The organism is Sphingobacterium detergens, from assembly GCF_003610355.1.
Classification (GTDB): Bacteria; Bacteroidota; Bacteroidia; order Sphingobacteriales; family Sphingobacteriaceae; genus Sphingobacterium; species Sphingobacterium detergens.
The window spans coordinates 201,526-214,765 of sequence record NZ_RAPY01000001.1 but is presented as its reverse complement, the minus strand read 5'-3'; the positions used below and the strand labels follow the sequence as shown (position 1 = coordinate 214,765).

The window sequence follows — 13,240 nt, the reverse complement described above, 5'->3', positions numbered from 1 at the left end:
AGGACATTTTTGCCTCTATCTTAGGATTAATGAAATATATACCCCTAGGACTGGGTGAATTTATAATCAAAAAAGTATGACAGGGCAAGAGCATATACAGCGTACAGAACGAGTCAGGATGCATTCTTTACATGAGAAACCATTCGCCGCGGATTTGAGAACCTCATATCGGCAGTGGCCATCACAATTGTTGCACTTGAAGTATTCTGGTCCTTCAAAGATGAACCTCCTGCGACGGGCGACCTGCTGCTGTGCCGGCCCTGTACGTGACCGGCACGGACGTAGGTTTACAACATTCCCGCGAGGCGGTACGATATAGCATTTACTTAAAAAGGTGTGGCATCGTAAGGCGTTTCAGCCACATCCGGCAGTATACTGTGAAACCGGATACATCTTGGATATATCTGATTAATCAACAAGATTTGACTAATTAAAATTTTGCAACATGGCATTATTTCAATTAAACAGTGGTGGCGATCCGACGGATCCCCAAGATTACACGCCAAATGCATCTCCAATTTGTCCAAGTGGTACGAACCAAGTTTGTTCGATCACTGCGACAGATGATGGCACAGGGCATCCCGTAATCAACACTGCAGTTTTACAAGCAATGGTTAGAGCCTTGAACAGCAGGACTTCTAACCCACCTACAGTTACCCTAAAAGCTTAGGTAACCGAGAAAAGTGGTTTGAAAAAGGGCGCTCAATAAGCGCCCTTTCTGGTTTTATCGCTCTTTCACAACAAGTACTTCAATATCACGCAATTCTTCCTTAATCATCAATCCATAACCCAATAGATAGGGATTGAATTCCTTGTAGTCTTTGATTCCCTTGATAGATGGAAGTGTTAATGGGCCCTTATAATTTGCTTCGTCAATGGTCGGGTGAAATCTTCCGGAAAAATCCAACCCCAAAGCCAAAGCTCCACTTTCCTGAAAAACATTACTTTTTTGAGGTACGGCCCGTTCTCCCTTTTCCATATTTTTTATCACCAAACAGGGTTTCGTCCTAATTTCCCAACTCACTTCTATATCCAAAAACTCAGCTATATCACGCATAATGAGCCTTGCCCAGGTGCTGTCTGACAGTTTCCTTTTACTAACACGCTTGTAGCAGATTGCATTTTTCTCTGCCCACAGGCGGTAAGGATTAGTTTCCGACTCGAAATATTCATATGCTAACGAATCCTTCACATGCCATTCATAGCGATCTTTAATTAAAAAATAGGTTGGTTCTTTAATTACGGCTCGGGCGGAGGTGAATGCCCCTATTATACTGACATTATTGATATAAGCGGTCTGCAATCCGGTGATTGAGTCGTACTCAATTTTTAGACCATGCAGTGTAAGCTTCGGGTTATAAGCCGATAGCATTACCTGTCCAATCAAAGCAGTGTCTGTCGTATCTGTCAAACTACCGCTTCCCTGGATTTCAACGACTTCGAAATCATTTTTTACCGGAATCACCACCTCCTCGCCCTTTATTACTTTCTGTATATTTTCTTGGGTAACATGATCAGGATAGCTGATCGCTTTTACCTGATGATCAAAGATCCAAACCAGGTGAGATACCGAATTGTATGGAAACAGTTTAATCAATGAGGTATCAGAGACAATTGTCGGCAATTTGCACTTATGCTCCTTTAAATACTTATTGTTTTTATAAAACTGTTTCATTGTGGCTTTATCTTCATTCGTTACCATCACGACCTCGAGCTGACCATTCATTTCTTTCTGGAATCTTTCCAAACTTGGCATCTTGGCAATACAACTCGAACAGCCCGTATTAAAGAAATCCAGTAGAAGCAATTTTCCCTTACTCTTTGAATAGTCAAAGGTCTCCCCTTTATAATTGATGATTTGTGAAGTCGGCAAATCGGACAATGGATCTCCTATATTCAGTGCATGACTTAAATCCAGTTTAGCATTTTGCGCCCAAACCGACAGTGTTGAAACAGTAAGTATGATCAATATTAATAATTTTTTCATTTTTTTTGAATTTATATTTTAGCGTTTATTTTGTTCAATATGTGAAGCAGAGATTACATCAAGTGGAATCAACAGTGCATATCTGGTGCTACCAGGCTGCAATACATAGTTTTTTCCTTCAATTGTTCTTTTCACCGTGACCTGTGTATCTGTATGCTGATTTAATCGTTTGAAATCTGCCCATCTCAAGCCTCGGAAGACCAATTCCTTTCGGCGTTCGGTCAATATAAATCGTAACAATTCTTTCTGATCCGATAAGGTTACAGACTGATACAAATTAATCATATAGCGTTTTTCAAGTAAGCTATTGATCGCTGATCTGGCGACATCAAGCTTGTTCAGCCTCGCAGCTGCTTCCGCCTTGACCAAATACATCTCACTGGAAGTCATCCCTACAAAATTGCCTGACTGTGTATTATTATAAGATCCTTTAAAATCATAACTGATCTCCGGCAGATCATAGTTTTTCATGAAAAAGATCTTTTTACGGAGATCATTGTCCGAATAACTATTGTATAAGTCATAATCAATACGGGCATAGCCCTGCATTAAAGCATAACTAAATACTGTAGAAGCCGAAAAGAGCACTTCTGCATTAAAGGCAGGTATCGGTGCATTGGAATTTGCTTTCAACGTATTGTAATCTAACAATGACGCAGAAAGCATTAAGCTTGAATCGGCATACAACAATGACTTTTCGTAATCCTGCATTTCCAGATACAGTCTTGCCAATCCCGCAAAGGCCGCGGATCTACCCGGCCTTCCTTTTAATGGAGTCCCATTTTCAAGACAATTGGCAGCAATCTTATAATCGCTGATAATCTGCTTATAGCTATCTGCCATCGTAGAACGGGTGGAACTTGTTTCCAGATCTGGCTCCAGCTTTAAGGGAATCCCTAGCTCCTTGTCAGCTGTCGCCTGATCGTAAGGCAAGGCATAACTCGCCATCAACCGATGAAAAGTAAAAGCCCTAAAGAAATAAGCAGCCCCCTTGGTCTGATTGAACTTGATCTTGTTATCCTCAACGGGAGCGATATTATTCAAGACTGCAATAACCTGGTTGGCCGTATAGACTACCTTATACGCATTCGCCCATTGGATGGATAAAACCGGAGCATCATCCGACCAGAAATAATAATTTTTGTCATCCAATACAGGTATGGATTTCCAGGTATTATCCGGAAGAAAATAGTCATCCGCAGAGACATCAGCATTACTGGGATAGCTACAGTTCATGACTGTAAAGTCATTCAACAACAATTCACAATCCGCTAAGGTAGCCGGAACGACCATCTTTCCATCCGGCTTTACATCCAAAAAGCCGTTACATGAAAGCAATGATCCTATAGCCGCCCATGTAAGAAAATAGTATAGCAATTTGATTTTTTTCATAATCGTATTATTTAGAATTTACAATTGATACCCACTGAAAAAGACATCGGATCTGGATAGTTCTGACCATATTCAGGGTCTATCCCCCATTTATTGGCCCGCCATATGGTGGCCACATTATTCACGTAGCCATAGAGACGTAGACTCTTGATCCCCTTCCAGCTAAGGCCAGAAACAGTATACCCTATCTGGATGTCCCGCCACTTAACCTGGCTTGCAGGTTCTATTAAAGCTGTGGAATATTTGTAAAACTGGCTTTCGTTATTGTCAACAGGATATACAAAGGATGGAACGCTGGTATGCAGCTCATCTCCAGCTTTCTGCCACCTTAGTGCATAGTCCTTATGTCCTGATTCCGCATCATAAAACTGGAATGCATTGAAAGACTGTCTCCTAAATTTATGTCCCAATTGATAGCTTATATTAAAGGATAGTTCCCATGAGCGATAATTAAAGCTATTTCTGAAACTACCGAAATACACAGGTTGCATTGATCCCATGCTGATCAGGTCCTGCACTTTGGTACTGTTGTATATTTTATTATAGTCTTTGGATTCCTGACCGTTAAACAGCCCGATCGGCCTTCCGTTTTCAGGGTCTAAACCTTTCCAGTCATAGCCCAATGCCGCATACACATCCATCCCTTCTATGGGAGTCAGTATACGTGTTCCACTGACAAAATAGCGTCCGGCATCATTTGAAATATAGGATTTGGTCACCTTCGTCCTGTTATACGCAAAAACGAGGTTTGAATGCCACTTGAAATGTTCCCCTTTGATATTGACAGATTGCAGGCTTACATCCACCCCTTTGCCACGCATATCTGCGCTATTTATATTTAATGTCGTAAAGCCAGATGTGGGATCGATCTGCGCTGGTGCAATAAGGTCGGTGGAGTTTTTGACATAAAATTCAACAGAACCCGTCAGGCGATTGTTTTTTAAGCCAAAATCAAGTCCTAGATTGAGCATACCGACATTTTCCCAACGCAACAATGGATTGGGTGGTGTCGATATCGTACCATAGTTATTTCCGGTCACATAATCCGGATAAGGTGATACATCCATGATCGGATACGCTGACACCGTATTGTTCACATTGCCGTTATAGCCATACGTGGCCCGCAACTTTAGGAAATCTAGAACCTGTTGGCTCTTAAAGAAAGATTCATTGGATACCAACCAAGCGAGACCGAGCGACCAAAAAGGCTGCCCCTTGTCGTTGGTCTTCACCCCAAAAAGATTGGAAGCATCTTTGCGCAGACTACCACTAGCAATGTACCGGTTATTGTAAGTATAAGCTATATTGGTAAAATATGAGGTATAGCGGTTCGTCCGATTTTGCGATTCCTGGAGGCTATTGATCTTACTATACCCGATGATACCGTTTGCCCATGGAAATATGGAAACAAGATCCACAGGTTGCCAGGTCAGTTTTTCTTTATCATAACCCCAATAGTTCGTACTATTTGTGATGGTTTTCATATCCTTTATTTCGGCCCCCGCTATCGCTGAGATACTGCTTTTATCAGAAAATGTGCGGTTATATGACAGTTGGAACCGACCTTGATGCATGGTGCCGCGCGTATTTACCAAGTACATATTGTCACCCATGGGCAGATTATACTTTATCGGAGACTCATCCCACAGGGTGAAAGAATTGATCATATCACGCATTGCGTATGAAGACACACTCTTCCACAGCTCCTGATCCTGCTGTAGATTGCGGTAATTGTAGAGCACACTAGCATCCAATCCAAATGGAAACTTGTATTCTGCATTAAAATCCATCAGGATATCATGCATATTTACTTTACTGGTGGTCTTTCCCAATTCGTCCAAGGGTCGATATTGCCAATCCAACAATTTGTTATACGCGCTCAAGGTATCCAAGAAAAAAGGATTGACCGTTCCGGGCAAAGTTAGTGCATTACCATTTCCATCAGCTAGTAAGGTGTATGGATAATTAGAAGCTATTAGATTCCCATACTGCACACCGGATCCATTCGGTTCATCAAAAACAGAGCTGGTGTAAGTCAATCCCATGCCTAGGGAAAGATTCTTGACCGGAACCATCTGTGCAAAGCTTTTTAAGTTCACCCGGTCATAACCTGAGTTGACTATCTTTTCGAGATTTTTATCGTATCCAGCGGAGAAATTATAACGAACAGTGGCACTGCCACCCGAAAGCTGCGTATAGTACTGCTGCTTGCTCGCTTGACGATAGATATACTTTAAAAACTGGTCTCTACTATCCACTTTAGCCAAACGCGCTAGCTCCTGCTCCACCTCAGCCTCACTTAGCAATCCTTGCTTCTGTTGAAACAGGAGCCGTTGCACAGGCGACATCCTGGTAAACTCCCGTCCGAGCTTAAAATCATACGCTCCCTTGTCGAACAAGTATTTCTCAGCTTCGATATAATCTTTGCTGCTCATCTGTGGAAGTGCGTACAGATCCGGTCTGCCCTCTATGGATAGATTTGTATTAACGTCGACCTGGACCGGTTGATTATAACTTCCTTTCTTGGTTGTAATAACAATAACACCATTTCCCGCCTGCGCTCCCCATATAGAGGATGCTGCTGCATCCTTTAAAACGGTTATGCTCTCAATGTCATTGGGATTGATATTATTAAAATTGCCCCAGTATGACGTACCATTTACCCAATTTAAGTCACCTTGATAAGGCATTCCATCGACCACTATTAGTGGCCAGGCATAGGATCGCATGCTGCTCACACCGCGTACGTTAATGAAAGGCAATTTCCCACGATCGGCGGACTTCTCCCTGCTTATCCCCGGCACTACATCCTCCAGACGGCTAAGAATATCCGTTGACACCTTTCTATTGAGTAGTTTATTATCCACAAACTCAAAGCTGCCCGTCGCCCGCTCCTTTGGGATCTTTTGGTATCCCGTACTCACCACCTCCACCTCTTCCAATTGATTCTCCAGCGGTATCAGTTTAACAGACATTGATACTCCGGCAGTATATGAAGTTTCTAAACGCTTGAATCCCACATGCGAGAATGAAACTGTACCATTAGGATTGGCAACTCTCAATGAAAATGAGCCATCCTTATTAGACGAGGCTCTACCCTTTTCACCTTCGACTCGGATGGAGACACCTTGGATCGGCTTGCCGTCAACAGCTGATACAATGGTACCGCTGATGGACAACAACCCATCCGCCCCGCTGTCCTTGCGGGGCGTCTGAGCTGATAAACTAAACATAGAAATTAATAAAAACAGGATTACAAATAATGTAATCTGTATACATGGAATATTGACCACCTTATCCAATAAGGCAGTTAACGATTTTGATTGTTTCGTCATCTACTTATTGTTAAGGTTAGTCTTTTCTTAGACAGAAAAAATTATGGATTCTTTTACTGACGGCTAGTTCAGCCCGGCTTATCTGCGTAGTATCAGCATCGAAGATATCTACATCATTGATATTACTATTACTTGTGTGTATCGTAAAATAAGCGATCAATAAGCGGAATAGATCAGCTAAGAAGACCTTCTTATGGCAGATTACATAGAGTTCATCCATGTAATTGCTGTCAGTGTGGTTTTTCAATAGTAAATGCAATGTATTTTGGATACCGATGAGATCATACTTTTCCCAAAAGTCAGTGATCTTTTTGATGGGATCGTATTCCGCATCATGGATTTCATAGAGTGCAAACTCTAGGGCTAGCACATTTGAATATTTTTGATTCATTTTTAAGGTTCATAAAGATGACTTTGGCTATGTCCTATCGTTTGAATCGGACATACCTTCCCCTATTGCAAAAAATTTTGCATTCCAAAGAGGTGTCATTGCAGGGAATTCACAGTCCTTGCAGGTGTCACAAATTAAGAATAAACAAAATCCCGCAAAGCGCCTCAAAACGATTACAAAGCATTGATTAGGGGAATATTATGGCGCTTCCTGCCGGGACAGGTAAAAAACCGATCTGTATTTTATAGAAAAACTATACAATAATTCCTTTATTTATTTGGTACAATAAATATTAAATGCTAATTTTAAGTTATCGACGCTTGAATAAAGCAATTAACTTTCTTATTAACCAGATCAAAAAGGGATGTTGTATTACAGACAGATCGGAAAACCTCGGACAAGGGAGTACTTATTTGTATTCTATCGGCATGTTACAAACCTGCGATAGCAGCTCTCTCCTGTTTCGGTTTTTAGTGATTTAAATAATTTATCCAGGCGAACGAATTACGTTCTTTATGGGAATAGTGTGGGCATACCAGTGGACTACCTCCCGGAGGTAGCTTGGTTTGTTTTGATGGGTGTTTTCTGTTCGTCTCATAATCATTCATTTTGGTTATCAAACGATGAAACTCAGAAAGCTTGAGGAAGGGCGTATTGGTTGAAAACCAATAAGGTGAACCATCCTGCTCCTTGCCCAGGAAACCGCTAAGAAACCTGTCATCTAGTCTACACGAGACTTGAATCTTGAACCCAAGAAGACTTATAGACGGCTCACCCTACTGGTAATATATCGTAAAGATAGCATTTCCAGTAGAAAATGGCGAACCGCAGTCCTCTCGTGTTCAATTAGCGGTTTTCAGACGAGAGTAACATCGTTGTTGGCAGAACTAAAGTTATGCCCTACGTGTCGCTTTTTTAATAACTAATACAAATATAGGTAATTATATTCATTTGTCCGCTATAGCGGACAGTTTTTTTTCAATTTTTATTATCTAAAATAATGACAAAAACTAAAGACGAACAACAGGAACATTTAGAAAATGATTTATTGAGCTTTATTAACGTCAAATTTATTGCGCCAATTAAAATTAACGGTATTAAACCGACTATACGGCAGTATGAAGAAATTACTTCAATTGGCAGAACGACAATTGAAAAATTAATAAAAAGTCAAGGGTACGATATGCCAATTTCAACCATTTCCAAAATTTGCCAGTACGCAAATATATCTCTATTACAATTTTTTTCAATGTTTGAACAGTACCAAGAAAAAGAAGGTAAGGGAAAGAAATAAGTCTTGCTATGCTTCTTATATCTGGATATTATATACAAAAATTAAGAAAAATAAAAGAATAATTCGAAATAAAACCAAAAGAAAATTATGGAAAAAAAGCTTAATCCGAAATGGCAACGCGACGAGCTCATTCTCGCTCCGCATCTAGATTTTCAGATTTAGAATAGAAAAACGCATATAGAAAAAGTATATACATCAACTAGCAAGTAAATGGAAAATACTGTACAAAAACTTACGAGCGCATCCGTCTTAAATGACAGAACGGAAAAGATTTTCCGGTATGTCGAAGCATATAACAAGATGGATGTAGAAGATATGGTAGCAAATTTTGATGATGGAATCATTTTTCAGAACATAATGAATGATGAGAAAACTATGGAATTACAAGGAATCGAGGAATTCAAAAAACAAGCCATTGAAGCTCTCTCGTATTTTAGTGAAAGAGAGCAGACCATTGAGTCAATAACCCACACCCATAGTTCGACAGAAATCACGATCAATTACAGAGCTATTGCGGCGATCGATTTTCCAAATGGGCTGAAAAAAGGTGATGAAATAAACTTGAAGGGCAAATCAATTTTTGAGTTTTCGGCCCATGGGAAAATAGTTAGGTTGACAGATATAGCGTAGTGAAAAGAATAAAAAAGATCAGCAAGAAATGGAATTTGAAAAATTAGTCAGCAGTATTCAAAATACCCATGAAGAGCTACAGCTCTCAGCTATAAAAGCTGTAAACCAATCGCTCACTTTACGCAACTGGCTGATAGGCCTATACATCATCGAATTTGAGCAAAAAGGTAAAGAAAGAGCAAAATATGGTGAACAACTACTCCCCGAACTTGCAGCATCAATAAAAATAAAAGGATTATCTGTTACGAATCTAAGGTTATGCAGACAATTTTATATTGCATACCCTCATCTAATATCTGCTGTAAAAGACACACTGATCAACAGTAAATTAAAAGGAATTCAAATTGGTCCGTCGATGACTGACCAATTACAAAAAACTGGCTACGAGTCAAATACAATTCATCAGTCGACGACTGATGAATTGAACCAAGCGTTTCGACAACCTATAAAAAATGGCCCACTAACAGATCCTGTCGAAATTTTATCAAAGATTTCTTTTACTCACCTCGTACAACTCCTCCCAATTCAAAATTTAGAGAAGCGCACATTTTATGAGTTAGAATGTATTAGGCAAGCATGGAGCGTCGGCGAATTGAAAAGACAAATCAACACGCTATATTATGAGAGAAGTGGGATAAGCAAGAAACCCGATAAATTATCCAAGATTATCAATCAAAAAGCAGAACAGCTAACAGCCGATGATGTCATCAAATCACCTTTTACCTTTGAGTTCCTTGGGCTAAAGGCCAAAGATGTCGTTTATGAAAATGATCTTGAAAAATCACTCCTAGAACACTTGGAGGGCTTTCTGCTTGAAATGGGCCAAGGCTTTTGCTTCGAAGCCAAACAGAAACGCATATTGATAGGTGGAGAATACTTCTTCATTGATCTTGTTTTTTACCACAGGATATTAAAATGTCATGTCCTAGTAGAACTCAAAATCGACGAGGCCAAGCATGAACATATCGGGCAATTAAAAACCTACGTCAATTATTACAAAAAGGAAATGATGCAAAAGGACGACAACCCTCCGGTGGGGTTATTGCTCGTGACCAACCAAAACAAAGCCTTGGTAGAATACGCCATTGCCGACAGCGATCAACAATTGTTTGTCAGTAAGTATTTACTCGAATTGCCTTCGGAAGAAGAGCTTATAGCGGAAATAGAACGGGAGAAAAATATATTACGCGAGCAAGGTATCGTATATGGTAGAGAAAATTGAGAATCCTCTAACCTTGATTTTGGAGATCTCGGTCCAAAAACTGGAAAGATGAGGTAATGAAAGATTCCAACGGAAAAAGCGTAATCTCAAAAGCTAAGGTAATGAGCTAAGCTTAATTTTAAAGAATCATATTTAGAATGGATTTTCCAAATGGTGTTAAAAAGGGGGATGAAGTGAACTCAAAAGGCAGATCAGTACGCTGTAGTATGAACGAAATTATACATCCATCTCTCAAAAAATATAGTCTAAAAAAATGAATTATCACAATCGAACATTTAGAATAGTCAACAATTCAGACAATAGCGATACTTCCAGCGAAACCACATTTCATTACAAGCAAGAGGGAAATATACTCACCTCTTCGTATTCAGGCGGGAATATTGTCTCAGGTCATTTATTAGGTATTGTGGACGAAAATGGAAATATAAATATGCGATATCATCATGTTAATAAAGATGGGGAAATAATGACGGGTCTTTGTCGATCTACGCCTGAGATTCTTCAAGATGGAAGAATAAGACTTCACGAAGAATGGAGATGGACCAATGGTGATCAATCAAGTGGAAAATCTACTATTGAAGAAATTGTATAAACATGAACTACGTTGTCATAACTGAAAATGATGTTTCCCAATGGAAGAATAGCACAGGAAGAGATATTTAGCAAAAGGGACGACCTACAAGAAGAAGATGAATTTAATGCCTATTTGGCGAAAAAGAATAAACCAGATATACAAGTGTATCAACATGATATTTAAAGATTTTTCAGAAAATGAGCTCTACCTATTCATGAATGGTAAACTCATATACAAACGTTGGTTAGATACTGGCGCATCAAAGGTTTTCGATGTGATGGCATATGACAAATACACCCTTGCCAGTATAAAAGAGCTTAATCCCGGAGACGGGTTGTTTATAGTCAAGGCAAAAATACGACTAAAGCCTACTGAAGATGGTGGCCGAAAAACTGGTATCAGCTCAGGTTATCGTCCCAATCATGTGTTTGAATATAACTCGGAAGGTAAATTAAAGCAAACATATATAGGTGATATAAATTTTGAAGGTGAAAATTTAATGCCTGGTGAAGAAAGAATTGCTACAGTTCGCTTTCTCGCAATAAATGAGCTGGATAATTATTTAACAAAAGGTCGCAAATGGTGGCTACATGAAGGTCCTAATATTATTGGTGAAGCGGAAATTTTATAAAGATAACCATGGAAAAAAAACTAGGGCTTAAAATAGAACTCAACGGCAGTCCGGTCACAAATGCTGGATTGGACAAGGATGATTATGTATTAATTGCCAATCTAAACTTTGTGGAAAGAAAGAATGGCAGTAAGGAGTTCTCCTTTAATGTAAGTGGAATGGATGGTGAGCAGAACGACCATCTTTATTGGTACGGCACTGACCTTAAAGAGGGAGACACTATTACAATGGAGGTGATTGAGGCTCCTTTTGACGAGCCCAAAACTAGAACTAAAAGTGAGATTGATAAGAAAGCCGTATTAAAAGATAAACTGGATACTTATTATCATTTGAAAGAAAAACTTAAAGACCACATCAAATAAATATATGAATAATATTGGCGTTAAAATCAAAATAAACGACAAGCATGTTACCAAAGCGGGATTTGACAAAGCTCACTACGTATTGCATGCAATGGCGGTTTTTGCGCGTAGACAAGGTCGAAATGAATTTGGTTTTCTTGTTGGCGGTCTAGATTCTGATACGGATAAAAGCGTTGATTGGTTAAATACTACACTTAAACTTGGGGACGTGGTCACTTTAGAAATTATTAAAGGGCCATTCGATCCTTCAAAGCCACACCTACCGCCAGTCGTTTCAGAAGAAGAACAGCTGAAGTATGAGTTAGAATTATTTTATCGTATAAAAGAGGAATTGAAAGATCATATTGAGGAATAGGTCTATTATATCGGCGAAACTCCCAAAGCTTTGAACCAAATGTCCACAAAATTCCAGATCAACGATCCCAGTCTAGAATCGCAATGGCGAGCCATTATTTTGTTTGGCAAAAACTCGGCTACCTATAAGTTTGCATTTGCTAAAGCTATAATAGAACTCTTATCCCCTAACAGATCTTCCCTATCCCTTGAAGAGCTAGCGGTACCTTTTGCCAGAAATATTATTGAGCACCTTGGGAAAAGTGATAAGCAAGGTAGTTCTACATCAAGTAAATTTCTAAATGCCTGTCGTGATTTTGCTGCTGGTCGGATCAGTGAAGACCAGTTGATCCAAACGACAATCAAATTTGGTTTTGTCAACGTGGTCGATGCATTTCAGAATGTCAATGGTGATATAATCAAAGATCCATTCTATCAAAAGAATTACGGTGATGGCAAGAAGGAAATCATTCTAACGGACAATATCTTTAAATTAAGAGAAGCTCTTCAATTTATTAATTTGGAACAAGAGGTTGATGCCCGATGGAACCTGGTCGAAACAGCATGGAACTTACAGATCAATCCGAACCTGCTGGAAGTCAAACACGATGCTGTGAAGCAAGAATTGTTCATAGATTCATTTATGCGGAGGATTGAAATCACTTCGGTTAGGGATGCCTTAAATGGTTATCAAAAAGGCAAATGCTTCTATTCCTATCAAGATATCTTTGTCAATAAGGGATCGGAGAATATATGTGAAGTGGACCACTTCCTCCTCCATCTTAATAAGCGAGCACATACAGCCGAGGAAGCTAATATTAACGGCGTTTGGAATCTGGTGTTAGCTGACCCAAAGATCAATAGTGATAAAAGTGCAAGGGTACCGCATCGTCGTTACCTAGAACGGCTGTATAATCGAAATGAATTCTACATTGAGAGCAAGCACCCATTAGCCGAAACCATTATTAATCAAACCGGAAAAACAAAAGAAAAAAGACGTATCTTTCTACAGTCGCAATACAATCTAGCGCTCTCCCACTCGATCCATGAATGGCAGCCTTGGATTGAATTGCCGGGAAATTTTTAGCC

Annotated in this window: 14 protein-coding genes; 10 read left to right on the top strand and 4 right to left on the bottom strand. The window is 39.6% G+C overall.

Annotated elements, in window-relative coordinates:
• Positions 1 to 76: 76 nt before the first annotated feature.
• Complete coding sequence (locus tag DFQ12_RS27895; protein ID WP_147420304.1) at positions 77 to 319, top strand: hypothetical protein; 243 nt, start codon at positions 77 to 79, stop codon at positions 317 to 319.
• 405 nt (positions 320 to 724) lie between these two features.
• On the opposite strand, the gene DFQ12_RS00925 is transcribed toward DFQ12_RS27895, so the two are convergent.
• From DFQ12_RS00925 to DFQ12_RS00910, 4 genes are read right to left on the bottom strand one after another with little or no spacing between them, the layout of a single operon-like run.
• Positions 725 to 1,987, bottom strand: coding sequence for a TlpA family protein disulfide reductase (locus tag DFQ12_RS00925; protein ID WP_120257156.1), 1,263 nt, complete (start codon positions 1,985 to 1,987; stop codon positions 725 to 727).
• A gap of 18 nt (positions 1,988 to 2,005) precedes the next feature.
• Entirely contained in the window at positions 2,006 to 3,379 is a 1,374-nt protein-coding gene (locus tag DFQ12_RS00920; protein ID WP_120257155.1) for a RagB/SusD family nutrient uptake outer membrane protein, read from the bottom strand.
• Positions 3,380 to 3,390: 11 nt separating this feature from the next.
• Complete coding sequence (locus DFQ12_RS00915; RefSeq protein WP_120257154.1) at positions 3,391 to 6,714, bottom strand: SusC/RagA family TonB-linked outer membrane protein; 3,324 nt, start codon at positions 6,712 to 6,714, stop codon at positions 3,391 to 3,393.
• 16 nt (positions 6,715 to 6,730) lie between these two features.
• Complete coding sequence (locus DFQ12_RS00910; RefSeq protein WP_120257153.1) at positions 6,731 to 7,105, bottom strand: hypothetical protein; 375 nt, start codon at positions 7,103 to 7,105, stop codon at positions 6,731 to 6,733.
• A gap of 1,000 nt (positions 7,106 to 8,105) precedes the next feature.
• Here DFQ12_RS00910 and DFQ12_RS00905 point away from each other — a divergent pair.
• From DFQ12_RS00905 to DFQ12_RS00870, 9 genes are all read left to right on the top strand, one after another.
• On the top strand, positions 8,106 to 8,399 hold the full coding sequence (locus DFQ12_RS00905; protein ID WP_120257152.1) for a hypothetical protein: 294 nt from the start codon (positions 8,106 to 8,108) through the stop codon (positions 8,397 to 8,399).
• A gap of 210 nt (positions 8,400 to 8,609) precedes the next feature.
• Complete coding sequence (locus DFQ12_RS00900) at positions 8,610 to 9,029, top strand: nuclear transport factor 2 family protein (RefSeq protein ID WP_120257151.1); 420 nt, start codon at positions 8,610 to 8,612, stop codon at positions 9,027 to 9,029.
• Between the two features lie 28 nt (positions 9,030 to 9,057).
• On the top strand, positions 9,058 to 10,251 hold the full coding sequence (locus tag DFQ12_RS00895; RefSeq protein WP_120257150.1) for a PDDEXK nuclease domain-containing protein: 1,194 nt from the start codon (positions 9,058 to 9,060) through the stop codon (positions 10,249 to 10,251).
• Between the two features lie 253 nt (positions 10,252 to 10,504).
• Entirely contained in the window at positions 10,505 to 10,843 is a 339-nt protein-coding gene (locus DFQ12_RS00890; RefSeq protein ID WP_120257149.1) for an avidin-fold protein, read from the top strand.
• 27 nt (positions 10,844 to 10,870) lie between these two features.
• Positions 10,871 to 11,008 carry a hypothetical protein gene (locus tag DFQ12_RS28010; protein WP_167457159.1) on the top strand — a complete coding sequence of 46 codons (138 nt, stop codon included), beginning with the start codon at positions 10,871 to 10,873 and terminating at the stop codon, positions 11,006 to 11,008.
• Positions 10,998 to 11,456: a hypothetical protein gene (locus DFQ12_RS00885; protein ID WP_120257148.1), complete on the top strand. Its 459-nt coding sequence runs from the start codon at positions 10,998 to 11,000 to the stop codon at positions 11,454 to 11,456. The genes DFQ12_RS28010 and DFQ12_RS00885 overlap by 11 nt, the downstream gene beginning before the upstream one ends.
• An 8-nt stretch (positions 11,457 to 11,464) precedes the next feature.
• Positions 11,465 to 11,818: a hypothetical protein gene (locus DFQ12_RS00880; RefSeq protein ID WP_120257147.1), complete on the top strand. Its 354-nt coding sequence runs from the start codon at positions 11,465 to 11,467 to the stop codon at positions 11,816 to 11,818.
• A 4-nt stretch (positions 11,819 to 11,822) separates the two neighbouring features.
• The gene (locus tag DFQ12_RS00875) at positions 11,823 to 12,173 is read left to right on the top strand and encodes a hypothetical protein (RefSeq protein WP_120257146.1); all 351 of its coding nucleotides are present in this window, start codon (positions 11,823 to 11,825) and stop codon (positions 12,171 to 12,173) included.
• A gap of 39 nt (positions 12,174 to 12,212) precedes the next feature.
• Entirely contained in the window at positions 12,213 to 13,238 is a 1,026-nt protein-coding gene (locus DFQ12_RS00870) for an HNH endonuclease family protein (RefSeq protein WP_120257145.1), read from the top strand.
• Positions 13,239 to 13,240: the final 2 nt, after the last annotated feature.

Coding starts and splice junctions, on each gene's coding strand:
- DFQ12_RS28010 (WP_167457159.1), top strand. CDS start 10,871: ATGATGTTTCCCAATGGAAGAATAGCACAGGAAGAGATATTTAGCAAA.
- DFQ12_RS27895 (WP_147420304.1), top strand. CDS start 77: ATGACAGGGCAAGAGCATATACAGCGTACAGAACGAGTCAGGATGCAT.
- DFQ12_RS00900 (WP_120257151.1), top strand. CDS start 8,610: ATGGAAAATACTGTACAAAAACTTACGAGCGCATCCGTCTTAAATGAC.
- DFQ12_RS00895 (WP_120257150.1), top strand. CDS start 9,058: ATGGAATTTGAAAAATTAGTCAGCAGTATTCAAAATACCCATGAAGAG.
- DFQ12_RS00925 (WP_120257156.1), bottom strand. CDS start 1,987: ATGAAAAAATTATTAATATTGATCATACTTACTGTTTCAACACTGTCG.
- DFQ12_RS00885 (WP_120257148.1), top strand. CDS start 10,998: ATGATATTTAAAGATTTTTCAGAAAATGAGCTCTACCTATTCATGAAT.
- DFQ12_RS00875 (WP_120257146.1), top strand. CDS start 11,823: ATGAATAATATTGGCGTTAAAATCAAAATAAACGACAAGCATGTTACC.
- DFQ12_RS00870 (WP_120257145.1), top strand. CDS start 12,213: ATGTCCACAAAATTCCAGATCAACGATCCCAGTCTAGAATCGCAATGG.
- DFQ12_RS00915 (WP_120257154.1), bottom strand. CDS start 6,714: ATGACGAAACAATCAAAATCGTTAACTGCCTTATTGGATAAGGTGGTC.
- DFQ12_RS00880 (WP_120257147.1), top strand. CDS start 11,465: ATGGAAAAAAAACTAGGGCTTAAAATAGAACTCAACGGCAGTCCGGTC.
- DFQ12_RS00920 (WP_120257155.1), bottom strand. CDS start 3,379: ATGAAAAAAATCAAATTGCTATACTATTTTCTTACATGGGCGGCTATA.
- DFQ12_RS00910 (WP_120257153.1), bottom strand. CDS start 7,105: ATGAATCAAAAATATTCAAATGTGCTAGCCCTAGAGTTTGCACTCTAT.
- DFQ12_RS00890 (WP_120257149.1), top strand. CDS start 10,505: ATGAATTATCACAATCGAACATTTAGAATAGTCAACAATTCAGACAAT.
- DFQ12_RS00905 (WP_120257152.1), top strand. CDS start 8,106: ATGACAAAAACTAAAGACGAACAACAGGAACATTTAGAAAATGATTTA.